The following is a 23,878-nucleotide window of genomic DNA, read 5'->3' as shown; positions in this document are numbered from 1 at the left end:
TTACTGATAAGAAATTATTGAGAGTACAAAAACCTCAAATTTAAAATTTGAAATCTCATTAATAATCCTTTTGATAAAAAATATAACTTTACGCGGTTAAAATTCCAGACTCACTCTTTCCGCAATAACCGTTCGCGAAAATATTGTTCTTCCAACACAGTGAGCTTTTCCATCGACGTCTCGACACACTCACTATTGTCATCTAGCAATTCCTTCAACAATTTTAATAATATCATATCTTTAGGTAAAAGATAATTTTTTGTATACTGATCCCCAACAAAATGACAGACTCGATAAAAAGCATCAATTAGTTGTTGATTTGTCCAAGAGAGTTGATCTGGATAATGTCGCTCGATACTTTGACGAAAAACATCAAAAACTGGCAACTGCTGATACTTATCATATAACAAAATCGTTTTCTCAACATCTTCCTCCGTATACGGTAAAGGTAAGCTTCTATTACTAAAAATAAAAAACTTCAACTGCTTTGTTTCTTGAGCCAATTTCTTTAACTGCTGAAAGAGATAATGAATTGATTCCGTCTCCAAAAAACTTTCTGGATTTGTAATAACAAGCCAGACAGGCTGTTCTCTTCGGCTGATACTCCGTTGCAAGAGATAAATAAATTCAGCCAACAATTCCCCTGTATCCATCATTTCTAGAGGCAACGATTGGCCATTTTCTAAATAGTTTAATGACAACGAATACTTCAAAATATCCTGAAAATTCATTTCTAAAAAATGCGGTTCAATATTCGTTAAATAGTTATTTAATTTATCATTCATTAAATTTTCTAGTTTTAACAACTGATCATTTAAATTGCTCATTTGATTTGTAATATCAAAATCATCTTGTAAATAAAGTAATTCCTGATGAAGTAACGTACCTTTGATAAAATTTATTTGTTGAAAAATACTTGTATTGTCCTCTAAAAAGTAAAAATCAATACTCTTTGCCTTTAACTTTTTTTCTTCTAAAAAAATTTCAATACCGTTATCTCCATAGACTGATTCTTCTAAGTCACTTAACGCTTTTTGTTTCGCAAACCGTTTTAATGTCCGTAATATTTTACGACGCCATTGATTTTCTCCTCCATAAAAAAATACATAATCTTCCAAAGAAAATTCAATAAATTGTTGATACTGATATTCCAAACGAATTTGTTTCATTAAATCACCACCAAGCGGCGAACACCAACTACTTCTTCTTGATGACTACGACTGCCCGCCAATAATAGCATATCTTGAAACTGAATTTCTGAAACATACAACAATCGCACATTCCCTGAACGTGGTACTTTTCTCTTTAAAATTGTTTCATATTTTTTTAACGCACTACGATTGGGCAAACTCCGATAATAAATAGAATACTGCAACATAATAAATCCATTTTCCAGTAAATGTTTTCTAAAAATTCGGTATTCTTTCTGCTCCTGTTTCGTTTCAAAAGGTAAATCAAATAAACACATTAATCGCACGACTCCTAAACTCACTTCCCCTCACACTCCAACATATTTACCAAATGAATTTTCTGAACGTTTTCAAAATCACCTGTTTCCATTGCTTTCACAAAAGCAGCCACATATTCAGACATTGCTTGGTTCATATAAATTTTTTTGTTTTTCACCTTAATCTTTTGATGTAAAAATTCCACCAAGGTTAAACGACTATGATAGGTTAAATACTTTTCATTCTTTTTCAATATCGTTTGATGAATATACCAATCCATTAATGGACGAAAAGGTTCCATTAAGTCATCAACTAGGTTAAACGAATTATATTCATTTTTATGGAAAATCCCTAACATCGGTAATAATCCTAACGCTACCACGCAACGGGCCATTTGTGCACGAATAACTGCATAGCCATAATTCATACAGGCATTCGGTAAGCACTCTTCTTCACGAGTAAAACCCACACCATACAATGAATGAAAATATACTTTTGCAACATGTCCTTCACGATTCGTTGTATCCCCTGGTAAAATTCCTTCACTAAGTTTTTCTAAGACTTCCACTCGTTCGGAATCTGTTCCTAAATATTTCGTAACTGCAATTTGATTCTGAATTTTTTGTGTTACGATTTCGCACCACGCTACTTGTTTCTGTTCTTCTTTCCAATTACTTTGCCAGATTGCTCGTTTCGCACTGCGATGATACTGACCAATACCAAGAAAAACACCTACAGGCATGAACGTATTATCACAAATCACGGTATCAATATGATGTTGTGCGAACTTCGCTAGTAACCGTGTAGTGATAACTGTCTGGTCGCCTTCTAAAATTACACTTTCAATATCTGTCAAAGGAATGACATATGTATTCCCTTCTTTTATCACTTCTAAATTATCTAACTTTACTTTTAATTTCTCACCATTTTTTACAAAAACTGTTCGAAATCCCAACAACATTTCCTCCTTTTTAATAAAAAACCGCCCTACATATGTAGGGCGGTAAATTCGGCAAGATGCCTTATTTTTGTAGATTCTCAATAATTTCTTATCAGTAAAATTATTAAAGACGTGTTTCGTCAAACACGGTAGTCCGTCGACTACAATTAAAGATTACTACAAAAACGCTAATCATGCAACCCTTTTCTTTTTGTTTTTTCCTTTTTATTTAATAATATTCTTTGGTTCTTTTTCATAAAATAGATAATGTTTCTTTCCTAAAATATCTGTATTGAATTTTCGTAACTTTTTGCCTTCTTTGCCATATTTAGCAATATTTAAATTGATGGCTCCATTATTATAAGGTTTTTGCTTAAATTGATTTTCTGCTGGCATCATTTCTTGCTCTAACCCTTTAAAGTTAATACTATTAGCACTTTGGAAATTATAAAAACGCACATCATAGCGTTGGCTATCTTTCCATTCAATTTCCAAACCATCATTTTTTTGTAAAGAAAAACAGAAACGCACCACTTGTCCTTTTGTCTGTTCGGCGACTTTTTTCATGTATTCTTTTTCTGTGATTCCATACTTACCTTCCACAAAACGTAAGTCAGAATAATATAGTTGTACTGTATAATAAGCCTTAGTTTCTAAATCTTGATAAATATCGTAGCGATATGGTTTTAAACTTTGTAACGTAACTTTGCGACCATTTTTAGTTTTTTCAACAGGTCGTCCTTGTGAATCCTTGGTGATATTAATATGTTTATTCAATTTACCGTCATAATACTTCAAACTACGAATAAGTGGTCCATTGTTTTTTTTCGCATATTTCTGAATCGCTGGAATATCATTTTCTTCACAGTAAACAGCAAACGGTGAACGTTTAACACGTTTTACCTTACCATTTTTTTCTTCCACTTCTTGAAAATCAGGAGTTGTTTCTGCTATAGACAACAATCGTTCATAGGTCTTTTCGTCAAGATCTTTCATTAAAAGTTTATCTTGTTTTTTCTTGAAGGCTTCCCAACCATCTAACGTGTAAATGTCTTTGATTTTACCAATTGTGTACTCGTCAGTCGTTATTTTTTGTTTACCACTTTTCAGTGTTTTGACTTCCGTTTTCTCTCGAACAGAATAAATAGTGGCATCACTGAGTTTGCGGTTAGCTTTACGATCCACTTGGTGAGAAAATTTAATTCTTGGATGGAGGTTTACTGGCTTCAATTGCTCACGAAAATTAGGCCATTTTACCTGATAGGTTTTTCGTTCATACTTCTTTGATTTTTTGAATTCCCGGTAAGACATTTCATTGACAATTTCACCAGTTTCGAAATCAATTTCACGCATGACTTTTTCACCAGTTTCTTCCTTCACTGCATAGTGATAACGACTAACCTTGACAAACGGAGTGACTGCACACAATGTTGCATCAACGGCATGATGATGATGTGTTTCACGAGTTTTATCTAAGTCAGCACCCCAGTTTTTACGTAAAGTATGAGTAAAACTGCCGTTCACTACTCGAACTTTCGTTTCCTGATTCGTAAAAAAACTCTGTAAGGTATTTAAAACTAAACGACTGGCATAACGCGTGTCATTCAGATTTCTAGCTAAAAATTTTTCGACTTGCTCACTGTCAAAAATATTCCGCGTTTCCAATAAATTATTTTCTTTTTTATGACTAAAATGGCGACTTTCCACCCATTTTTGATAGTCATCCCAGTTGCTAAATTTCCCGTTAATTTTTTTGAAAGAACCGTCCATCCATGCATCATATGGTGTTTGTTGTCCTTTGACTTGATTAGCTTTACTTAAAACCAGTACTTTATTATTAATAGAATCATCTAAGCTAATCGAAATTGGAATAATATGATCAATTTCTGTTGAATCACTAACCAATAATTCAGGAGAAATAGGCAGTCCTGTATAGGCACATATGCCATCTTGTTCGTAATAGTATAATAACTTAGCTAAAAAACGACGATTTTTTTGAATGGTCGTTTGAAATTTTTCTTGGCTCCATCCAGACTTTTGCATAAAATAACTTTGGCTGTCATTCTTTCGTTGACTATTCTTTGCATGTAATTCTTTTATTCGTTTTTTTTCATCTTCTTCGTTATCGTCCCTAGGCATTTCAATAGTGATGTAACGAATTTGCTCTTTTCCATATTTTACTAACAAAGCATCTATGACTTTGAAGGCTTGGCTCACTGTTTTGTTCACCGTTGGATTATAAATTTCTGCCAAAACATCTTTTGTTGGTAATTTTTTATATTCACTATAACGTTTTCTAACATCTGACTTTAACTGAAACTGTTCTAAGAGTGTATTTTGTTCTGAAGTGGCGTTCATTAGTTCTGGAATTAATAAGTGTAATGTTTTTAAAGAAAAACGATGCCACGATTGCGTGCTAATACTTTGGCTTAATTCTTTGTAGCGATCCAAAACGAGTAACTTCACAGATTCAGATAATTCAGGCAGTTCAAAAGCTAAAGTATTTTCAATCCCTTCGCGTTCGGTATTTAAGGTTAAAACTTTCGCTAAACAATCGATCGTTTCAGTTGGTAGCGTAGCCAAATCGATTCCTGCTTCTGCAAAAATTTTCCGCCAATTCCGATAACCTTTCAATGTATGAATTTCTGGTTTACCTTTTTTATCCAAACGCCAACCACTTAGTCGTTCTTTTTTCACACCTAGTAATTTAACCACATCATTAACGCCAAAACGAGTAAATTCTTTGGTCATTAATTCTGTTAAAATGTATTCTTTTTGCTCTGACGAAAGTGGCACTTCTCCATCAATTTTTAAATTGGTTAAATCATTGAGTAAATTATATTGTTGTGCAGATAGACTTAAACCACTTGCTCGTAATTCACCTTGAAAGTCTTTGCCAATCAATTTATCAAAAATATTTGTTGCTGGTTCTCCTTTTTTTTGAAAATCAGACCAACGACCATAAGGACTGTTATTGGCTTCATTTCCTGGCCCATGGTAATACGGTCGTTTGCGATAAATTAATCCAGCTTCCTCTGCAATACCAGGCTGTACAAATAACGCAATCCAATCATCTGTCAATTCGTTAGGATAAAAGGCTTGTTGGGTTTTAAGAATGGTTGCCAATTCATTTGCATAAGCAGAAACTTTAAAAACATTTAACTGATAATTACCTTGAGCATTGATTCCTGTTTTCACTCGATTATTTTCTTTCAGCCGCTGTAATTGGATTTGACCAGGTGTATATTTTGTTAACAGCTGAGCATTTTTTCTGACTTGTTCTTTATAATCTTGACTTTCTTTCGCTGCTTCCGTATCAACTTCGTCTAAGTAACTAATTCCACGTTTTTTTAAAATGTGAAGAGTCACTTTATAAATTTCTCCTCTGCTTAATGGTTCTGTCAATCCTTTTACTCTTAATTGGTACGGGCAACTATTTTTTAATGATTTATCTTCATAAAATCCAACAGCCGCAAGTATTTTTTTTGCATCTTTTAAGCGATTCGTTTTCCGTCTAATTAAACGACGTCCACCTCGATTTGTGCGTCGTTCTAAATTTTTTTCACTATTTTTCGCACTAAATAAACGGACACCTAAATCAATAACATTGCCTGTCCGTTCATCAATCACTGACCAACCAACACTACTAATCCCTAAATCTAAACCTATACTGTACATGAGAACCTCCTTTAAGCAATGACAATTAATAATTTAATTATACAATATTTTTTGTAAAGGGATACAATTTTCAATAAATAATTTTCAGAAATTTATGATAACTATTATCCCTTTAATTTATCATGATTTAGAAAGAAAAAAATAACAACTTCCACAATTTTAATCTACGGTTATCTGCTTGCGCCAAAATAATATATATGTTTTAAGCAAATGACGATAAATTTTACCATTAGATAGGTCCTTCCGTATGCAAAATCTACTACAGAATTTCCGATGGATTAGTGTGTTGATTATTAACTAAAAAATGACACATAAGTCGAGTCAACTTATGTGTCATTTTTTACTTTTAAGATAGTCTACTGAACAAAAACATTTCTCCCATCCTAGCAATCTCTACGTGATAAATCACTTAGATGGCAAGATCTTTGTCCGCAAAATTAAACTTTTTTAAATTTTCAAGAAACGACGCATTGAAATAACTGAACCTAGTGATCCAATAATCATTCCTGTTGCAATCATTAATAGATTAACTTTCCAGATAAAATCTTCTGGACGAATTAATGAATAATTCGAACGCAATAACTGCGGGTTAAACATGTTATAAACTTGATGGTAGCCTAACGTCATAATAATGACTGGCACGATTGCGCCAATCAACCCAATCCAAGCACCTTCTAAGAAGAACGGCCAACGAATGAAACTGTTTTTGGCTCCTACAAGACGCATAATTTGGATTTCTTTTTGACGAGATAAAATCGTAATCCGAATAGTGTTGGAAATTAAGAACACTGCAACGAATAAAAGTAATGCAGCAGCTGCTAAGCCCCAAGTTCGAACGGTTTGAGCGATTTTAAAGATTTTGTCTGAATTTACACCACCGTAATCGGCTTTAAAAACACTTGGGAATTTAGCTGCTTGTTTCGCAATATCTTTCGTGTCTTCTGGTGTTTTTGCACGGACATAATACACATCATATAATGGGTTACTGTCGCCTTCGAAAAGATTCCAGGCATCCCCCATTTGTTCTTGGATTTTTTTCAATTGTTGATCTTTGTTTGAATAAGAAATATCTTCAACATTGTCTAATCCTTTAAGTTGTTTTTCTAATGTTTTCATTTCATTTTGTTTTGTACCAATATCGACAAAAACAGACACTGTCACGTTTTTTTCGATATCATCAGCAAGTTTCGTTGCATTAAAAATAACGCCCATAAAAATACCAACTAAAACTAATGTAATTGTAACCGCACTTGCTGAGGCAACAGTCATCCAACCGTTCCGTTTTAAACTTTTGATACTTTCAAATAAATGAGAAAAGAATGTTCTAATCATCGTAGCCGTATTCTCCTTCCACTTGGTCACGGATAATGCGACCATTTTCAATGGCAATAACACGGTGACGAATCGTATTTACAATTGTACTATTATGCGTTGCCATCACGACTGTTGTTCCTTGTGCGTTAATCCGGTCCAACAATTTCATGATTTCCCATGAATTCTCTGGATCTAAGTTTCCAGTTGGTTCATCGGCAATTAAAACTTTCGGTGTATTTACGATTGCTCGTGCAATGGATACCCGTTGCTGTTCCCCACCAGAAAGTTCGCTTGGAAAAACACGTACCTTATGTTTTAGACCGACTAAATCTAAAACTTCCATCACGCGTTTTTTGATTTCGCGAGGACGTCGTCCGATAACTTGCATCGCATAGGCCACGTTCTCATACACAGTTTTCTTTGGTAATAATTTATAGTCTTGGAAAACGATGCCGATTTCACGACGTAAATAAGGAACTTCTTTATTTTTTATTTTCATTAAATCATGACCTGCAACTGTCAAATTACCTTTTGTTGCTTTTTCTTCACGATACATTAATCTAATAAAGGTTGATTTCCCTGCACCTGAGGGACCAACCACATAGACGAACTCGCCTTGGTCAATCTCTACTGAAATATTTCGAATCGCTGTTGTACCATTCGAATATTTCTTCATTACATCTTTCATTTCAATCATGGCGTTCTCTCCATCTCTTTTTTCTTCAATCCTACTCATTATAACATGTCAATATTGCAAACTTCTTGCATTAAGTTACATTTTTATTTCAATTTAATGAAGAGCTTAACTTAAGCGCTGTTTTAAGTAGGCATCAATGAAACCATCAAGGTCTCCATCCATCACAGCTTGCACATTGCCAGTTTCGTAATTTGTCCGATGGTCTTTGACCATTGAATACGGATGGAACACGTAAGAACGGATTTGTGAGCCCCAGCCAATCTCCATTTGTTCACCACGTAAACTTGCTGCTTCTTGGGCTTTCTTTTCCATTTCCAATTGATATAATTTGGCTTTTAACATACTCATTGCTTGCTCACGGTTTTTTAATTGAGAACGTTGTGCTTGGCTTGCGACAACGGTACCTGTTGGAATATGTGTGATTCGAACAGCCGATTCTGTTTTATTAATATGCTGACCACCGGCACCACTTGCTCGATAGGTATCAATTTTTAAGTCATCTGGATTGATCGCAATTTCTATTGTATCGTCTAGTTCCGGCATTACATCAACTGAACAAAACGAAGTATGACGGCGTTTAGCGGAATCAAAGGGCGAAATCCGTACAAGACGATGGACACCTTTTTCAGATTTTAGGTAGCCATAAGCATTGTAACCTTTGATTAATAAGGTGACACTTTTAATCCCTGCTTCATCTCCAGCTTGGTAATCCAACGTTTCAACTTGGAAACCGTGACTTTCTGCCCAACGTGTATACATTCGTAAAAGCATACTTCCCCAATCTTGTGATTCAGTACCACCGGCACCAGGGTGTAATTCAATTAGGGCGTTATTATGATCATATGGCTCATTTAGTAGTAAGGATAGCTCATACGTTGTTAAACGTTCTTGCAAGAGATGAATTCTTTCTTCCAATTCTTCTTGAATCTCTGCATCATATTCTTCTTGTTGTAATTCAAACATCACCGTTAATTCGTCCAGTTCCTCAGAGAGCTGATGAAATTGTTGATATTTTTCTTTCAAACTATTGGTTTCGTTAATTAGCTTTTGAGCCGTTTCTGTGTTGTCCCAAAAACCAGGTTCTCCCATCCGATTTTCCGCCTCGGCAATGTCTTCTTCTAACTGGTCTAAGTCAAAGAGACCTCCTGAAGCTAGTAATTTTTTGTGTCATTTCGTCTAATAATGTACGAATTTCTGGGTTTTCCAAAATGATTCCTTCTTTCTCTTTATTGTAAAAAGAGCAAAGGCGGGACAAATTGCCCCACCCTGCGTTTTTTCTTTAATTAAGCGTTTCTTCCATGACAATTTTTGAATTTTTTGCCACTTCCGCATGGGCATAAATCATTACGGCCCACTTTTTTATCTACACGCACAGGTTGACGCTTCGCACTTGTGTTGCTTTGTGCAGCTGCATCTTGTTCTGTTTCTGGATGTTCCGCTTGTCCTTGAGCTACTTGCTCACGTTGGACATTTTGGCGAATTTCCGATTTCATGAATAAACGTGTTACTTCATATTCGATTGAACCCACCATATTGTTATACATAGAATAACCTTCTGTTTGATATTCTACTAATGGGTTGTTTTGACCGTACGCACGTAAGCCGACAGATTGACGTAATTGATCCATTGCATCAATGTGATCTGTCCATTTAGTATCGACGACACGCAAGATGACAACTTTTTCAAATTCTAGCAGTTGTTCTTGACCATTCAATTGTTGAGATTTTTCTTCAAATACTTCTTGCGCACGTGCCACTAAGTAGTCTTTGATTTCTTCAGCTGATTTATTTTCTAAATCTTTTTTAGAAATCGTATCTTCATGGACAAGTGTTGAGGCTGCAAAATCGACAATCCCATCTAAATTCCATTCTTCTTTTTCTAATTGTGTATGGCTATCCACCACTCGGCCAATCGTCCGTTTTACCATGCCCATCAATACATCAGACAAGTCATTTTCTTCCATAATTACTTCTTGTCGTTGTGCATAAATAACTTCACGTTGCTCGCGCATCACGTCATCGTATTGTAAAACATTTTTACGTGTGTCATAGTTATTTCCTTCCACACGTTTTTGAGCAGACTCTACTTGGCGAGTAAACATTTTACTTTGAATAACTGCATCTTCTTCTTGCACATTCATTCGTTCCAAGAATGTTTTAATTCGTTCTGAACCAAAGCGTTTCATTAAGTCATCTTCTAAAGATAAATAAAATTGTGAAACCCCTGGATCCCCTTGACGTCCTGCACGTCCACGCAACTGATTATCAATACGACGTGACTCATGACGTTCTGTCCCGATAACCGCTAGACCACCTAGTTCAAGTACACCTAAACCAAGTTTAATATCCGTTCCACGACCAGCCATATTTGTTGCAATTGTAACTGCGCCTTTTTGACCGGCATTCATAATGATTTCGGCTTCTTTAAAGTGATTTTTCGCATTTAATACTTCATGAGGAATTTTAGCTGCGTTTAATTTATCAGAAAGTAATTCTGACGTTTCTACCGCAACAGTCCCCACCAACACTGGTTGTCCTTTGTGGTAACGTTCTTTAATATCTTCCACCACTGCATTAAATTTACTTTCTAAGGTTGGATAAAGTAAATCTGGACGATCGTCACGGATAATTGGACGATTGGTTGGGATTTGAATGACTTGAATATTGTAAATTTCACGGAATTCTTCTTCTTCTGTTTTAGCAGTACCAGTCATCCCGGCTAGTTTTTTGTACATCCGGAAGTAGTTTTGGAACGTAATCGTCGCCATTGTTTTTGTTTCATCTTCAATTTCGACGCCTTCTTTTGCTTCGATCGCTTGATGCAAGCCATCAGAATAACGACGACCATCCATGATACGACCAGTAAATTGGTCAACAATTAAGACTTTATTGTCTTGCACCACGTAATCAATGTCTAATAACATGATATAGTTTGCCCGTAACGCTTGATCTAAATGGTGCGTTAATGCTGTATTTTCAATATCGTAAAGGTTATCCAATCCGAAAGTTTCTTCAGCTTTTTCAATCCCTGCTTCTGTTAAACCAATTGTTTTAGACTGAATATCAATTTTGTAATCTTCATCTTCTTTTAAGCGTTTGACAAAATTATCGGCACGCGTATAGAGTGCTGTCGATTTTTCAGCTTGTCCAGAAATAATTAATGGGGTTCTTGCTTCATCAATTAAGATTGAATCCACTTCATCGACAATTGCATAGTTTAATGGACGTTGAACCATTTGGCTGCGATAAACAACCATGTTATCACGCAAATAGTCAAATCCTAATTCGTTATTTGTACTATAAGTGATATCACAGTTATACGCTTCACGTTTTTCATCAGAAGATTTAGAGTTAATGTTTAAGCCAACGCTTAAGCCTAAGAAATTATATAATTCTCCCATTTCGTTAGAGTCACGGGTTGCTAAGTATTCATTAACTGTAACAACGTGTACTCCTTCGCCAGATAGTGCATTCAAGTATACAGGCATTGTGGCAGTCAAGGTTTTCCCTTCACCTGTTCTCATTTCAGGAATGTTCCCGTCATGAAGCACAATCCCACCCATTAATTGGACACGGTACGGGAATAAACCTAGTACACGTTTAGCAGCTTCGCGGACAACCGCAAACGCTTCTGGTAATAGTTCGTCTAAGGTTTCCCCTTTTTGATAACGGGCTTTAAATTCATCTGTTTTTTCACGTAATTGTTCATCGCTTAGTTGTTCCATTGCACTTGCATGTGCATCAATTTTATCGGCGATTTTTTCTAATCGTCTTAATTCTTTTTTATCGTTTTCAATCATTTTTTTCAAAAAATTTGCCATTGGTATCTGTGTTCCTTTCAATTACCTCTTTTTATTTTTGTATCCTTTTTGTACAAGAAGCACAATCTATCCGTTTTATTTTATCATTACTTGACGAGAAAGAAAACCATTTCTCTCTATTTTACAGACATTTTCCTTTAAAAGAGGAACTTTTAAAGTTATTTTATGTATTTCTTTATTTTTTCTTTACTCCGTGCTTTAAAGATGTTTAAAGAGCTGAAATGCACGAAGGCATTTCAGCTCTTATTTTAAGCTTTAGTCTGTTTCAATCAAGCCATATTTGCCATCTTTACGACGGTAAACAATGCTTGTTCCATTTGTTTCAGCATCTTCAAAAATAAAGAAGTTGTGTCCTAACATGTTCATTTGTAAAACAGCTTCTTCACTGTCCATCGGTTTTAATGATAGACGTTTTGTACGAACGATGTCTAATTCTGAAGGTGTTTCTTCTGTTTCTTCACCAACTAAGAAGACAGCGGCTTTTGTATTGTTACGTCCTGTTTCACGAGATTTTCTGTTGATTTTTGTTTTAAATTTACGAATTTGTCGTTCTAATTTATCGACAACCAAATCAATACTTGCGTATAAATCAGGTGACGTTTCTTCAGCTCGTAAAACTAGATAAGGAAGAGGAATAGTAACCTCGACTTTGGCTGTTTTTTCAGTGTACACTTTCAAATTCACGTGAACCGTTGCTTCAGGTGAATCGCTGAAATATCTTTCTAATTTACCGACTTTTTTCTCAACATAGTCTCGAATCGCTTCGGTTACCTCGATATTTTCTCCACGTACATTATATCTAAACATAACAATTACCCCTTTCATCTACCAGTAAAGAAAAGATTAAAGGACCACTCTTTAATTCCCTTCTTCTTAATTTCATTATATCGAATAATCTGGGTTTTGCCAACAAAATAGTCATCAAATTTATGAATTCTTTTCTTTTTACCGCGCGAGAGTAAACGTATTCAAACTTTTAGGATAACAGTCATTGATAACAGCAGCTGCGTGAAAAAGAGTTCGTCCAGTGGTATAGATGTCATCCACCAAAATAATAGAACAATTTTTTAATTTTTCTTGATTTTCTTTTTGGATGGCAAATGGTTGTTGCAACTGCATCCTTTCCTTTCTAGTTTTCTTAGATTGCGGAACATTTTCCTCTTTTCTAATTAAAAAAGGGCTGTACGGAACATCAGCCGCTTCTAGTAAGCCAATTACTTGGTTGAAGCCTCGTTCTTGCATTCGCTTTTCGGATAAGGGCACCGGAATAATATAGTCCGCAGATTGTTGCTGAAAGTAAAAGTTGATTTCCTCGTTAAAACACATTCTTAAGCGATAGTCTCCTTGAAATTTATAGCGTTCCATCCACTCTTGCATTCCTTCATCATAATGAAACAACGCTGCATTATGAAAAGAATACTCTGGATAAAGCAGCTGCCACCTTCGACAATCTAAACAATAATACTCTTGGCTGACGCGACCACAGCCAAAACAAGTGCCTGTCATTGGCAGTTTCTGGAACTTTGCTTGGCAGTGCTGGCAAAGTGAAGGCCTCGCCCATTTTTTAAAACGTAAGAGCATTTTTAATGTTATCTCCAAACGAATGGGGCTTGCGCAATTTTTACAATCCATCTAACATCCCTCGTTTGCTAGCCAAGCGATTCATTTGCTTTATTTGCCGAATTGCCTCTTTCATGTCTCTTGTTTCCCCATCATGTAAAAATAAAACTTCGCCGTAATTGAATTCTTGTCTTCGATCGACTCGACCCGCAATTTGGACAAGTGTTGAAGAAGTGAAGACTCGATGATTGGCACCATAAACAATAACTGAGACTGCATCAAAAGTCACACCACGTTCTAAAATGGTTGTAGTGATCAAAATATCCGTTTTCTGCTGACGCATTGCTTGAACTTTTTCTAGACGAAGCTCATCGCTACCATAAACGGCGACAACTTTTTTGTCGGAAAATCGCTCAGCTATTAATGCATGCAATTGGTGAATTAATGAAATTCTTGGGCAAAATAGTAAAACTGAATTACGCACCAATAAACGTTTCAAATGATGTGCAATGATTTTAATATTTTTGCTAGAAAGACGTTGCCACGACTGAACCCAAAATCGGCGTGGCACAGGTAATGGCCTACGATGATATCTTGCTGGCAAAATACTGGCCGCTAACTTCTTTTGCTGTAAAAGCTTCCGCAATTCTTTCGTAGGGGTTGCTGTTAAGTACACCAAACTACTTCTTTTTTTTCGTGCGTTACGCACTCCATAATAAAGATGCTCGTTATTAACAAAAGGAAAAGAGTCGACTTCATCAACGATAAGTAAATCAAATGCTTGATGGAATTTCAATAATTGATGCGTGGTGCAAATCACTAGTTTCGTATAACGATACGGCTCTTGACTGTTTCCATGAAGTAAAGCAATTGCTTCGTGAGGAAAAACCGCTTGGATTCTGGGAAACAGTTCTAAGCAAACATCGACACGCGGCGAAGCCAGCGCAATCCGCCCCCCTTCTTGTAAGGTTTGGTGCAAAACAGCAAATAACATTTCTGTTTTGCCTGCACCTGTAACTGCCCACACTAAGCGATTCTCTCTTGCTTTTGCTGTCTCACAAAGTTCAACCGAGATCGCTTGCTGTCCCTTTGTTAATTGTCCAGACCACTCAAAAAAGACAGTTCTTGGGCTATTGGGCCTTTCTGGTAAATGACAAAATTTTTGACAAGAAGTCACACGGCCTAATTGAATGCACGCATGACAGTAGTATACATTTGTCGCCAGTCTGTTTTCTTTTTTGGATACGACTTCCCCGCACCGCTGACATTGAATTGTTAGGGGTGAACGCTCTAACATTGTTGATAAATAAACCAGTTTTGTCTGTATTGAACGTTCTGTTTCTTCAAGAATTATTTTACGTCCATGCAAGTCTTCCATGTTAACCACCTCAATTATAAAATACGCATTTCTCTAGCTTTTTTGCGAAAAAAAAGACAAGTTGCTTTTTCGAAGATTCTCGAAAAAACAACTTGTTTTTACTCTTTTTTATCTGCTTGTGCTAACAAACCCAAGGCTTGTTCCAAGACTTTTTCGCCGTTCATTAAGCCGTAATCAGACATGCTAATGACATCTGTTGGGATACCTTTTGGTGATAGACGCTTTTCAAAATCACTCTTCATATAACGAACTTGTGGACCTAACAATAACACATCGACTGGATTATTTTCTAAATTTGTTTCTGCTTCCGATGCAGAAGCCGCAAATATATGGGCATCTAAGCCTTGATTAAATGCTGCTTTTTGCATTTTTGTAACAAGTAAACTAGTACTCATTCCAGCGGAGCAAACTAACATAATTGTTTTTTTTGACATTTTAACAGCCCCTTTTACCATTGCCTTTTTCAATTTTCAACATTATCTATTAAAAATATTATAGTGTAAAGTTAATTTTTGTCAATCATTCTTGTTTTTTAAAGCGGATACAATCCTGGTTTAAACGTACCATGCTGACTTCAGCAATTTATTAAATACCACATATTCTTTTTCCAAATTCACTTGAACTACTTGATAACTCGCATTCAACCAACCATAAGCGCCTTTTTCTGGATGCTTATAATCGTTCGCCCACCAATCGACATCTGTCTTAGCAGTTTTTGGTAAACCAGAATGAGGGAATAACAATTCATCAAACTGGGTAAAGGTCAAGGTAACTTGGGAACCGCCATTCGTTTTCAAATAATGAGTAATTGTATCATATTTTTTCTGTCGTGTATGTACCATTTTCCAGCGCCTCCCTTTTCTCTATCATACCTTATTATAACGTTTTTTTCCAAAAATCTCACAAAAAAGATGAGAGAAAAAGTTGCTATTCAGTTGATTCTTTTTTATACTGACTTTATTACGAGAGAAAAGGATGCCCATATGTTAGAAAGCTATATTACAGTCAAACAAGATGGTTTCAGCGAGATTGAAATCAAGAAATCGCGGTTTATCTGTTCTGTAAAGCGCGTAACATCAGAAGAAGAAGCAAAAGCCTTTATCGCCGCAATAAAAAAAGAACATTGGAAAGCCAATCATAATTGTAGTGCTTTTGTGATCGGCGAAAAAAATGACATTCAGCGGAGCAGCGATGACGGCGAACCTAGTGGCACTGCTGGTGTTCCAATGCTAGAAGTCTTAAAGAAAAAAGAGTTAATCAACGTAGTGGCTGTTGTCACTCGTTATTTTGGCGGAATAAAATTAGGCGCTGGTGGTTTAATCCGAGCATATAGTCATGCTCTTTCCCACACTTTAGATGAAATTGGTTTAGTCATTGGCAAATTGCAACAAGAACTATTGATTACGATCGCCTATCCTTTATTAGGAAAAGCCCAAGCCTTTTTGGAACATAGTCCCTACACGCTTAAAGAAACTATTTACACAGAGTCTATTCAGTTAATTTGTTTAGTAGATGAACAAGCAACAGAAACATTTATAGCTGAAATGACGGATCTACTTAACGGTCAGTTGACAATTGAAAAAGGCGCAACGAGCTATCACGAACTACCATTTAACGAAAAAGGAGCACAAGCAAATGACATTTGAAGAAGTATTGCCACAGATTAAAGCAGGGAAAAAAGCCGTACGTAAAGGCTGGAGCGGTTTTGAACTTTTTATTGAATTACGTGATGAAATTGGCACCTCCGAAGGTGAATTTTTACAAGTTACCCCGTATTTTTTAATCAAAACTTCTGATGAAGGCTACAGCATGTTTTCACCAACACCTTGTGATGTCTTAGCAGAAGATTGGGTGATTGTTGAAGCATAACTACACACATAAGGTCTGGCAGATTACGGCGATTGCTCGTTCTTCCAGACCTTAATTTTTAAATGTTTAAAGGAGTTTTTCTTATGCCAAAAGAATTTGAAACAAAACGGATGCTTGTAACCGGTGCAGCTTCAGGGATTGGCCAAGCACAAGCAATTGCCTTTGCTGAACAGGGCGCTGAAGTTATTGGCATCGACCTAGACGAAACGGGGTTAAAACAGACAGCCGCACTGGTTAATCCAGATTCTACTAAGCCATTTACTTATTTTGTCGGTGATGTGTCTTCTCCCTCATTTGTGCAAGCCACGATGAAACAAATTGTGAAAAACAACGGCCAAATTGATATTTTATTAAATACGGCAGGTATTTTAGATGATTATCGTCCTTCTCTAGAAACTTCGGAAGCTTTATGGGATCAAATTTTAGCAACCAATTTAAAAAGTGTCTTTTTAGTGACCAATGCTCTATTACCTTATTTCCTCCAACAAAAAAAAGGAGTAATCGTTAATATGGCATCTATCGCTGGCTTAGTAGCTGGGGGCGGCGGCGCAGCGTACACTGCCTCCAAACACGCAATCATCGGGTATACAAAACAACTTTCCTACGATTATGCCAAATTAGGCATTCGAGCAAATGCGATTGCGCCAGGTGCCATCCAAACACCCATGAACGCAGCTGATTTTGCAGGAGAAGGCGAAATGGCTACTTGGGTAGCACGTGAAACACCCGCGGGCCGTTGGGCGCAGCCACAAGAAGTAGCAAAACTTTCATTATTTCTAGCTAGTGATGACGCTGATTATATCCATGGCACAGTTATGACCATCGATGGTGGTTGGACCATGAAATAAAAAGACTTTACAGAGTGTCTGTTCTTCAGTAACATGTAACACAGTGAGGCAACTCACACCATAACACTTCAGTTGGCTTTACTGCCCTTCCTTTGGTTATGGTTATCACTAAAACACGTCGTTGTTTTATAAAGGAGAATCTTAAATGAATCATTCATCAAATCCACAAACCAGTACGTGGTCAGCTACGGCGTTGGCTAAAATGGCGCTGGTTACCGCTTTGTATGTCGTTGTCACTGTACTTCTCGCTCCGCTTAGTTTTGGTCCGATACAGCTTCGTCTTGCCGAATTATTTAATTATTTAGGCGTTTTTAACAAGCGATATATCTGGTCCATTACACTAGGTGTTGCAATTGCCAACACCGCTTCGCCTCTTGGTATCATCGATATAGTCATCGGTAGCGCTGGCACGTGCGCAGTCTTATGGATTGCCTATTTGGCGACAAAAAATCAGCAAAATTTATTGATTAAACTGATGCTAACGGCCATTCTTTTTGCTTTGTCCATGTTCACTGTCGCCGGACCCTTAACGTTCTTTTATCAGTTACCTTTTTGGTACACATGGTTGACCGTTGGACTTGGTGAACTTCTTTCAATGACCGTCGGCGGTATCCTGATTTACGTATTAAATAAAAAAATACAGCTTGTAAAACGCATCGAAGAATAAAAAAGCGCTTGGGATTTAAACCCCAAGCGCTTTTTAGCACTATCCTTTAGGTTGAATGAAGTCTGCTTGCCATTTTCCAAGAGATGGATTGTAATCAAAATACCAAAGTTGTGAAAAATATTGTTTTTGATGCTTGTATCCCGATAAAACACGACCGCTTTGAGTATCTTCCTCGTAGTCAATACAAGAAAAATGAAGCATCAGTGAAAAACTGGTTTCACTAATATGATGATAATTCGAAGCTGGCGCTACTTTCACTTTTTTTACATGATTTCTGATGCCCGCTTGTTGATTTTCTTGTAATACTGCAAGATGTTTTTGATAAAGTTTTTCTGTATAGTTATCTTTGACTACAGACAAATTTTCTTGATCCCACGCTTGTTGTATTTCTAAAAACGTTTGTTGTATTTCTTTTAAGAGTGCCTTTTTTTCTTTTGATGTTCCAGGTAATGCTGCCCACATTTCTTGAAAAGCACCTTCATCGACTGGTTGATTTCTACGGCGTCTTTGCCAAATCATCGCGCCCCCAAAAAGAACAAAAAACACTGTTGAAATTAAGCCTTCCAGTGGCGTTGTGTTGCTGGATCCGGTCTCATGATGATGAACATAACTTCTTGATCCATTACTGCCTGACGAAAAACCATTCGAGGGATTGCCCCCGCTAGGACTTTCTACACGTCCACCGCCATAGCCTCCAGCTACAGCCACCGCTTGATTAGGCCATAAACAAAAGACCATGACACATCCCACAAAAACCAAAATTAACTTTCTCATTTTCTCACCTTTCGATCCTTTCAAACCAACAAATTAATAAATAGACGCAGAATACTAAACAAAGCGCCAAGATTAACAATAATTAATAATACCTTCAGCCATCTGCCATATGGTTGTACTGATTGATAACTTCGTTGATAAATACTCAAGCCAAACAGGACCGCTGGCCACATAAATATACTAGATCTTGGGCCAAATGAATTACCCTCGCCCCAAAAATTCACATGAATGGGCACATGAGCTGGTAAATCAGGATAGACCACCGCACTTAATAATAGTAAACTGACTGCTAAAATACTTGTAACAATAAACAATCCCTGACTAACTTTTTCAATCTGCTTTTCTCTCATTAATTTAGCTTTCTCCTCTAGTTTAATGATGGATATACTATCAGTTTATGCCTCCCTATCTGAATTTGCAATAAAAAAAAAGACAAGGAAACATCCAATTAAATGTCCTTGCCTCTGTTTTAAAAATCCTAAATCAAGCCTTTCACGCCTATATCTTTTCGATAGTACATTCCAGGAAATGAGTAATTATCCAATGTTTGATAAACTTTTTTGCGGGCTTCTTCAAGAGTCGAAGCAGTTGCTTCTGCTAAAAAGATTCGTCCGCCAGCCGAAACCAGAGCCTGTTCTGAACGAGTTACCCCTGCATAATAGATGGTTTCACCAGACATTTCGGGCAATGGTAGATTTGTCTTGTATTGATTAGGATAGCCTTCTGCTGCTACAACAACACCAACACTCGCTAACTCATTCCATACAATCGTTGGTTGCTCTTTCGCCAGCAATGAAGAAATTATTTCTGAAAGGGGACTCTCTAAACGTGCCAACACAACTTGTGTTTCTGGATCCCCAAATCGAGCATTAAATTCAATAACCTTGGGGCCAGTTGCTGTTTGGATTAAACCAGCATATAAAATCCCTTGAAACGGACGTTTTTCAGCCACCATTCCTTTAGCAGTCGGTTTCAGGACTTGGCTAATGGCTTGCTGAACCGCTTCTTCTGGGATCTGAGGCACTGGTGTGTAAGCACCCATCCCCCCTGTATTCGGCCCAGCATCCCCATCGAAAATCCGCTTATGATCTTGAGCAATCACCATCGGATATACCTTCTCATTAGAAACAAAGGCCATTAAGGAAAATTCTTCTCCTTGCAAAAATTCTTCGATTACGACCGTTTGACCGCTTGCTCCAAATTGTTGGTCCTCCATCATCGCAACTAGCGCCCGTTTTGCGGCTGCTTTTGTTTCGGCAACTACTACTCCTTTTCCAGCTGCCAAACCATCCGCCTTAATAACAATTGGTACTCCTTGCTGTTCAATATATTCTAAGGCAGGTGCCAAACGTCGAAAGACCCGATATTCCGCCGTTGGAATCTGGTATTTTTGCATAAAATCTTTCGCAAAACTTTTTGAACCTTCAATTATTGCAGCTGCTTTTGTCGGGCCAAAAATCAGTAATCCCGCTGCTTGAAAGGCATCTACAATTCCTTCAATTAATGGCGTTTCCGGTCCGACGAATGTCCAATCAATCTGATTATTCTTCGCAAATTGAATTAGTTCCGTTTGCTGCTCTTCACTGATAGGTACAGTCCGAATATTATCACCACTCATACCAGGATTACCTGGTGCACAATAAACAATCTTGACTTTGTTTTCTTGCTGTAATTTTTTGGCGATTGCATGTTCACGACCACCACGCCCAATCACTAATATATTCATCGGTTTCTCCTTTAAAAATTAATGTTTGAAATGACGAGTCCCAGTAAAAATCATCGCAATGCCATAATGATTCGCTAGATCGATTGATGCTTGGTCTTTAATGCTCCCACCTGGCTGAATAATTGCTTGAATGCCATGTTGTGCAGCATATTCCACGCTATCTGCCATGGGGAAAAAGGCATCACTTGCTAAGACGGCCCCTTGTAATTTTCCAGCTGCTTGGGCTTGATCAACTGCAATTTTTACTGACCCAATTCGATTCATTTGACCAGCGCCAATTCCCACTGTTTGACTTTCATTGGCTAAAACAATAGCATTTGATTTTACATGCTTGACTGCTTTCCAAGCAAAGTTCAATGCGTCTCTTTCAGCTGGTGTGGGTTGGCGCTCTGTAACTACTTGCCATGCTTGTTCATTTTCAACAACTGTATCTTGTTCTTGAATTAATAACCCGCCCATAACAGAAACTAATTCCGCCGCTTTTTTTTCTTGAGCATGAAAATCTAACGTTAACAAACGAAGATTCTTTTTCTGAGATAACAGTGCCAGAGCTTCTTCCTCAAAACTAGGCGCAATAATTATCTCTAAAAAGATTTGATGCATTTCAGCCGCAGTCGCTTGATCCACTGGACGATTCAAAACAACAATGCCACCAAAAATTGAAACTGGATCTGCTTCAAATGCCTGACGATAGGCTGCCAAAATCGTTTTTCCTGTTCCAATTCCACATGGATTCATATGTTTGACAGCGACGACCGTAGGTTCTGTAAACTCGCTAGCAATCCGGAGCGCTGCATCAGCATCTCGAATATTGTTATATGACAGTTCTTTGCCATGAAGTTGTCGAGCGGAAGCAATGGATAATGATACAGGTACAACGGATTGATAAAAGGTGGCTTGTTGATGGCTATTTTCGCCATAACGCAATGTTTGCTTACGTTCATAAGTAAGCGTCTGTTTCTCTGGTTCAGTTTCACCCACTTGCGTCGTTAAATAGTCAGCGATAAGCGCGTCATAAGCAGCGGTATGACGAAAGACTTTTGCTGCCAATCTTTTTCTAGTGGTTAACTGGCTAGTTCCAGTGCTGCTAATTTCACTTAATACCTGTTCATAATCACTAGGATCAACCACTGCTGTTACGTCTTGATAATTTTTTGCCGCTGAACGTAACATGCTAGGACCGCCAATATCAATCATTTCAATCGCTTCTGCTTCAGAAATCGCTGGTTTTAAAATTGTTTCTTTAAATGGATAAAGATTCACTACTACAAGGTCAATAAAGTGAATGCCTTGTTCAGTCAGTGCTTTTTGATGCGCTTGGTTTCCCCTTTTTGCCAAAAGTCCGCCATGGATATTCGGATGTAACGTTTTGACACGGCCATCTAACATTTCTGGAAAACCAGTGATGTCGTCAATAGCAAGTGTCGGTACCCCCGCTTCTTCTAAGACAGTCCTTGTTCCCCCAGTAGAGATAATTTCAAAGCCATTTGCAACTAAGCCTGCTGCAAATGTTGTCACTCCTGTTTTGTCTGAAACGCTAATCAATGCTCTTTTGGTCATTTCATTGTCTCCTTTACAATTTGTGAAATTATTTTGGGGTACCATTCGTGCTCAAGAGCATGAATTTTCTCTGTTAATGTGTCCAATGTATCTTCAGTATCAATCTTGGTGGTTGTTTGGAAAATAATCGGTCCTGTATCAACCCCAGAGTCAACATAATGGATAGTGATTCCTGTTATTTTCACTCCATAATGAAATGCCTCTTCAATTCCGTGAAGACCTGGAAAACTAGGTAACAGCGAAGGATGAATATTGACGATTCTCTTTGGATAAGCCTCCAGTAAAGTCTTGCCGATAATTCTCAAATAACCAGCTAACACGATTAAATCGATCCGATGCTCTTTTAAATGTTTCAATACTTGTTCTTCATACTGCCCACGAGATGGAAAATCAGATGGCGAAAAGCAAACAACGGGAATCTTGCGTTTTTGGGCACGGGTCAATACATAGGCTTCAGGCTGGTCACAAAAGACTAAGCTCAACTGCCCTGCGATTTTTTTTTGGGAAAAAGCTGCAGCAATCGCCTCAAAATTGCTACCATTGCCAGATGCAAAAACAGCTATCTTCATAAGGCTTCCTTAAAAATAACGGCTTTCGTTTTCCTAGGTACCAAACGACCAATTTCAAAAGCTTCTGGTAAAAGCTCCTGAACTTTTTCAACATGCTCTGGACTCACCGCTAAAATCATCCCTAAGCCCATATTGAAAATTTCATACATTTCTTCAGATGGAATTTCACCGTATTTTTGAATCAATTTAAAAATTGGTAGCACTGGCCAACTATTTAATTGAATCTCTGCAGCTAATGAAGAAGAAAACATTCTTGGTAGATTTTCTAAAAACCCGCCGCCAGTAATATGCGCAGCACCATGCACGAGTCCTGCTTTTAACAATGGCAATAATTCCTTCACGTAAATTTTTGTTGGTGTTAATAATTCTTCCCCTAACGTTTTGGGTGCCAATTCTGGAAGCTTGTCCGTTGTTTTAAACGAATGTTTCTTAAAAAAAACATTTCTTACTAAAGAGTAACCATTAGAATGAAGACCACTTGAAGGAAGACCAATCAAGAAATCGCCTTCTTTTACGTTACTTGGAGTCAAGAGTTGACTTTTCTCAGCAATACCCACGGCAAAACCAGCTACGTCATAAGCATCTACTTCATACATATCAGGCATTTCAGCTGTTTCGCCCCCAATTAAGGCTGCATTCGCCTCACAACAGCCAGCCGCAACACCCGCAACAATTGCTTCAACTTTAGCTGGATTAACGGTCCCTAACGCTAAATAATCTAAAAAATATAACGGTTCGGCGCCTTGTGCGACGACATCATTGACACACATTGCTACACAATCAATTCCGATTGTCTCGTGTTTCTGTTCTTCAATTGCCAAGAGTAACTTTGTGCCTACGCCATCCGTTCCTGATACCAAAACTGGTTCTTTAAGCTTGTAACTACTTAAATCAAAACAACCACCAAAACCACCAAGCATGCCCAACGTTCCCGTCCGTTGTGTCTTTTGGCTATGCTTTTGAATTCGTTCCACTACTTCGTATCCCGCCTCAACATTTACGCCAGCTTTTGAATAGGCATTTTCCATG

At 37.4% G+C, this 23,878-nt stretch carries 23 protein-coding genes; 4 read left to right on the top strand and 19 right to left on the bottom strand.

The features are described from left to right. Positions 1-110: 110 nt before the first annotated feature. The 13 genes from csn2-St to HMPREF2810_RS05910 all read right to left on the bottom strand — a co-directional run bounded on the left by csn2-St (position 111) and on the right by HMPREF2810_RS05910 (position 15,678). Positions 111-1,169 (bottom strand): CRISPR-associated protein Csn2-St, encoded by a 1,059-nt coding sequence (csn2-St, locus tag HMPREF2810_RS05970; RefSeq protein ID WP_010715260.1) that lies wholly within the window; start codon positions 1,167-1,169, stop codon positions 111-113. Further along, on the bottom strand, positions 1,169-1,468 hold the full coding sequence (cas2, locus tag HMPREF2810_RS05965; RefSeq protein WP_002408903.1) for a CRISPR-associated endonuclease Cas2: 300 nt from the start codon (positions 1,466-1,468) through the stop codon (positions 1,169-1,171). The genes csn2-St and cas2 overlap by 1 nt, the downstream gene beginning before the upstream one ends. A gap of 20 nt (positions 1,469-1,488) precedes the next feature. Continuing rightward, entirely contained in the window at positions 1,489-2,409 is a 921-nt protein-coding gene (cas1, locus tag HMPREF2810_RS05960; protein WP_016614655.1) for a type II CRISPR-associated endonuclease Cas1, read from the bottom strand. A 204-nt stretch (positions 2,410-2,613) separates the two neighbouring features. Next, on the bottom strand, positions 2,614-6,066 hold the full coding sequence (gene cas9, locus HMPREF2810_RS05955) for a type II CRISPR RNA-guided endonuclease Cas9 (protein ID WP_010715262.1): 3,453 nt from the start codon (positions 6,064-6,066) through the stop codon (positions 2,614-2,616). 447 nt (positions 6,067-6,513) lie between these two features. Continuing rightward, complete coding sequence (gene ftsX / locus HMPREF2810_RS05950) at positions 6,514-7,398, bottom strand: permease-like cell division protein FtsX (protein ID WP_002364071.1); 885 nt, start codon at positions 7,396-7,398, stop codon at positions 6,514-6,516. Next, positions 7,391-8,077, bottom strand: a complete 687-nt coding sequence (ftsE, locus tag HMPREF2810_RS05945; protein ID WP_002361935.1) for a cell division ATP-binding protein FtsE — start codon at positions 8,075-8,077, stop codon at positions 7,391-7,393. The genes ftsX and ftsE overlap by 8 nt, the downstream gene beginning before the upstream one ends. Positions 8,078-8,182: 105 nt before the next feature. Then, a protein-coding gene (gene prfB, locus HMPREF2810_RS05940) for a peptide chain release factor 2 (RefSeq protein ID WP_111997025.1) occupies positions 8,183-9,284 on the bottom strand; the annotation gives its coding sequence in 2 pieces (ribosomal slippage) (positions 8,183-9,211 and positions 9,213-9,284; 1,101 coding nt in all). A gap of 76 nt (positions 9,285-9,360) precedes the next feature. Continuing rightward, the gene (gene secA, locus HMPREF2810_RS05935) at positions 9,361-11,898 is read right to left on the bottom strand and encodes a preprotein translocase subunit SecA (protein ID WP_002420121.1); all 2,538 of its coding nucleotides are present in this window, start codon (positions 11,896-11,898) and stop codon (positions 9,361-9,363) included. A 255-nt stretch (positions 11,899-12,153) separates the two neighbouring features. Continuing rightward, positions 12,154-12,705, bottom strand: coding sequence for a ribosome hibernation-promoting factor, HPF/YfiA family (gene hpf / locus HMPREF2810_RS05930; protein ID WP_002357293.1), 552 nt, complete (start codon positions 12,703-12,705; stop codon positions 12,154-12,156). Between the two features lie 138 nt (positions 12,706-12,843). Beyond that, positions 12,844-13,530 carry a ComF family protein gene (locus HMPREF2810_RS05925; RefSeq protein ID WP_010715263.1) on the bottom strand — a complete coding sequence of 229 codons (687 nt, stop codon included), beginning with the start codon at positions 13,528-13,530 and terminating at the stop codon, positions 12,844-12,846. Further along, the gene (locus tag HMPREF2810_RS05920; RefSeq protein WP_010715264.1) at positions 13,520-14,836 is read right to left on the bottom strand and encodes an ATP-dependent helicase ComFA; all 1,317 of its coding nucleotides are present in this window, start codon (positions 14,834-14,836) and stop codon (positions 13,520-13,522) included. Before HMPREF2810_RS05920 ends, HMPREF2810_RS05925 begins: the two co-directional genes overlap by 11 nt. Before the next feature lie 98 nt (positions 14,837-14,934). After that, positions 14,935-15,270 carry a PTS sugar transporter subunit IIB gene (locus HMPREF2810_RS05915; protein WP_002360150.1) on the bottom strand — a complete coding sequence of 112 codons (336 nt, stop codon included), beginning with the start codon at positions 15,268-15,270 and terminating at the stop codon, positions 14,935-14,937. Between the two features lie 120 nt (positions 15,271-15,390). Next, positions 15,391-15,678, bottom strand: a complete 288-nt coding sequence (locus HMPREF2810_RS05910) for a DUF7662 domain-containing protein (protein WP_002357286.1) — start codon at positions 15,676-15,678, stop codon at positions 15,391-15,393. Positions 15,679-15,747: 69 nt separating this feature from the next. Here HMPREF2810_RS05910 and HMPREF2810_RS05905 point away from each other — a divergent pair, with 69 nt between their 5' ends. The 4 genes from HMPREF2810_RS05905 to HMPREF2810_RS05890 all read left to right on the top strand — a co-directional run bounded on the left by HMPREF2810_RS05905 (position 15,748) and on the right by HMPREF2810_RS05890 (position 18,220). Next, positions 15,748-16,482: a YigZ family protein gene (locus tag HMPREF2810_RS05905; protein ID WP_002410598.1), complete on the top strand. Its 735-nt coding sequence runs from the start codon at positions 15,748-15,750 to the stop codon at positions 16,480-16,482. Beyond that, positions 16,472-16,705 carry a DUF2829 domain-containing protein gene (locus HMPREF2810_RS05900; protein WP_002357284.1) on the top strand — a complete coding sequence of 78 codons (234 nt, stop codon included), beginning with the start codon at positions 16,472-16,474 and terminating at the stop codon, positions 16,703-16,705. Before HMPREF2810_RS05905 ends, HMPREF2810_RS05900 begins: the two co-directional genes overlap by 11 nt. Before the next feature lie 62 nt (positions 16,706-16,767). After that, positions 16,768-17,553: a 3-oxoacyl-ACP reductase gene (locus HMPREF2810_RS05895; RefSeq protein WP_070635596.1), complete on the top strand. Its 786-nt coding sequence runs from the start codon at positions 16,768-16,770 to the stop codon at positions 17,551-17,553. 145 nt (positions 17,554-17,698) lie between these two features. Further along, a complete protein-coding gene (locus tag HMPREF2810_RS05890) occupies positions 17,699-18,220 on the top strand; it encodes a QueT transporter family protein (protein WP_010715266.1) in 522 nt (173 codons plus the stop codon). A 39-nt stretch (positions 18,221-18,259) separates the two neighbouring features. Here HMPREF2810_RS05890 and HMPREF2810_RS05885 read toward each other — a convergent pair whose 3' ends face one another. The 6 genes from HMPREF2810_RS05885 to purM form a co-directional block, all read right to left on the bottom strand. Then, positions 18,260-18,994 (bottom strand): TIM44-like domain-containing protein, encoded by a 735-nt coding sequence (locus tag HMPREF2810_RS05885; RefSeq protein WP_010715267.1) that lies wholly within the window; start codon positions 18,992-18,994, stop codon positions 18,260-18,262. Positions 18,995-19,014: 20 nt separating this feature from the next. Beyond that, positions 19,015-19,344 (bottom strand): DUF1648 domain-containing protein, encoded by a 330-nt coding sequence (locus HMPREF2810_RS05880; RefSeq protein WP_002420116.1) that lies wholly within the window; start codon positions 19,342-19,344, stop codon positions 19,015-19,017. A gap of 128 nt (positions 19,345-19,472) precedes the next feature. Then, the gene (purD, locus tag HMPREF2810_RS05875; RefSeq protein ID WP_010715268.1) at positions 19,473-20,720 is read right to left on the bottom strand and encodes a phosphoribosylamine--glycine ligase; all 1,248 of its coding nucleotides are present in this window, start codon (positions 20,718-20,720) and stop codon (positions 19,473-19,475) included. A gap of 18 nt (positions 20,721-20,738) precedes the next feature. Next, on the bottom strand, positions 20,739-22,325 hold the full coding sequence (gene purH, locus HMPREF2810_RS05870) for a bifunctional phosphoribosylaminoimidazolecarboxamide formyltransferase/IMP cyclohydrolase (protein WP_371079488.1): 1,587 nt from the start codon (positions 22,323-22,325) through the stop codon (positions 20,739-20,741). Beyond that, positions 22,277-22,849, bottom strand: coding sequence for a phosphoribosylglycinamide formyltransferase (purN, locus tag HMPREF2810_RS05865; RefSeq protein WP_002420113.1), 573 nt, complete (start codon positions 22,847-22,849; stop codon positions 22,277-22,279). The genes purH and purN overlap by 49 nt, the downstream gene beginning before the upstream one ends. Then, positions 22,846-23,877 (bottom strand): phosphoribosylformylglycinamidine cyclo-ligase, encoded by a 1,032-nt coding sequence (gene purM, locus HMPREF2810_RS05860; RefSeq protein ID WP_002420112.1) that lies wholly within the window; start codon positions 23,875-23,877, stop codon positions 22,846-22,848. Before purM ends, purN begins: the two co-directional genes overlap by 4 nt. Between the last annotated feature and the right edge of the window lies 1 nt (position 23,878).

Source organism: Enterococcus sp. HMSC078F03, assembly GCF_001811595.1.
In the GTDB taxonomy this organism is placed as follows: Bacteria; Bacillota; Bacilli; order Lactobacillales; family Enterococcaceae; genus Enterococcus; species Enterococcus faecalis.
Note: the sequence above shows the minus strand (reverse complement) of the source record. Positions and strands in the feature narration are given on the sequence as shown.

Bases quoted from the DNA above. Each gene is read 5' to 3' on its own strand.
- csn2-St (WP_010715260.1), bottom strand. From the start codon at position 1,169: ATGAAACAAATTCGTTTGGAATATCAGTATCAACAATTTATTGAATTT.
- cas2 (WP_002408903.1), bottom strand. From the start codon at position 1,468: ATGTGTTTATTTGATTTACCTTTTGAAACGAAACAGGAGCAGAAAGAA.
- cas1 (WP_016614655.1), bottom strand. From the start codon at position 2,409: ATGTTGTTGGGATTTCGAACAGTTTTTGTAAAAAATGGTGAGAAATTA.
- cas9 (WP_010715262.1), bottom strand. From the start codon at position 6,066: ATGTACAGTATAGGTTTAGATTTAGGGATTAGTAGTGTTGGTTGGTCA.
- ftsX (WP_002364071.1), bottom strand. From the start codon at position 7,398: ATGATTAGAACATTCTTTTCTCATTTATTTGAAAGTATCAAAAGTTTA.
- ftsE (WP_002361935.1), bottom strand. From the start codon at position 8,077: ATGATTGAAATGAAAGATGTAATGAAGAAATATTCGAATGGTACAACA.
- secA (WP_002420121.1), bottom strand. From the start codon at position 11,898: ATGGCAAATTTTTTGAAAAAAATGATTGAAAACGATAAAAAAGAATTA.
- hpf (WP_002357293.1), bottom strand. From the start codon at position 12,705: ATGTTTAGATATAATGTACGTGGAGAAAATATCGAGGTAACCGAAGCG.
- HMPREF2810_RS05925 (WP_010715263.1), bottom strand. From the start codon at position 13,530: ATGGATTGTAAAAATTGCGCAAGCCCCATTCGTTTGGAGATAACATTA.
- HMPREF2810_RS05920 (WP_010715264.1), bottom strand. From the start codon at position 14,836: ATGGAAGACTTGCATGGACGTAAAATAATTCTTGAAGAAACAGAACGT.
- HMPREF2810_RS05915 (WP_002360150.1), bottom strand. From the start codon at position 15,270: ATGTCAAAAAAAACAATTATGTTAGTTTGCTCCGCTGGAATGAGTACT.
- HMPREF2810_RS05910 (WP_002357286.1), bottom strand. From the start codon at position 15,678: ATGGTACATACACGACAGAAAAAATATGATACAATTACTCATTATTTG.
- HMPREF2810_RS05905 (WP_002410598.1), top strand. From the start codon at position 15,748: ATGAGAGAAAAAGTTGCTATTCAGTTGATTCTTTTTTATACTGACTTT.
- HMPREF2810_RS05900 (WP_002357284.1), top strand. From the start codon at position 16,472: ATGACATTTGAAGAAGTATTGCCACAGATTAAAGCAGGGAAAAAAGCC.
- HMPREF2810_RS05895 (WP_070635596.1), top strand. From the start codon at position 16,768: ATGTTTAAAGGAGTTTTTCTTATGCCAAAAGAATTTGAAACAAAACGG.
- HMPREF2810_RS05890 (WP_010715266.1), top strand. From the start codon at position 17,699: ATGAATCATTCATCAAATCCACAAACCAGTACGTGGTCAGCTACGGCG.
- HMPREF2810_RS05885 (WP_010715267.1), bottom strand. From the start codon at position 18,994: ATGAGAAAGTTAATTTTGGTTTTTGTGGGATGTGTCATGGTCTTTTGT.
- HMPREF2810_RS05880 (WP_002420116.1), bottom strand. From the start codon at position 19,344: ATGAGAGAAAAGCAGATTGAAAAAGTTAGTCAGGGATTGTTTATTGTT.
- purD (WP_010715268.1), bottom strand. From the start codon at position 20,720: ATGAATATATTAGTGATTGGGCGTGGTGGTCGTGAACATGCAATCGCC.
- purH (WP_371079488.1), bottom strand. From the start codon at position 22,325: ATGGTACCCCAAAATAATTTCACAAATTGTAAAGGAGACAATGAAATG.
- purN (WP_002420113.1), bottom strand. From the start codon at position 22,849: ATGAAGATAGCTGTTTTTGCATCTGGCAATGGTAGCAATTTTGAGGCG.
- purM (WP_002420112.1), bottom strand. From the start codon at position 23,877: ATGGAAAATGCCTATTCAAAAGCTGGCGTAAATGTTGAGGCGGGATAC.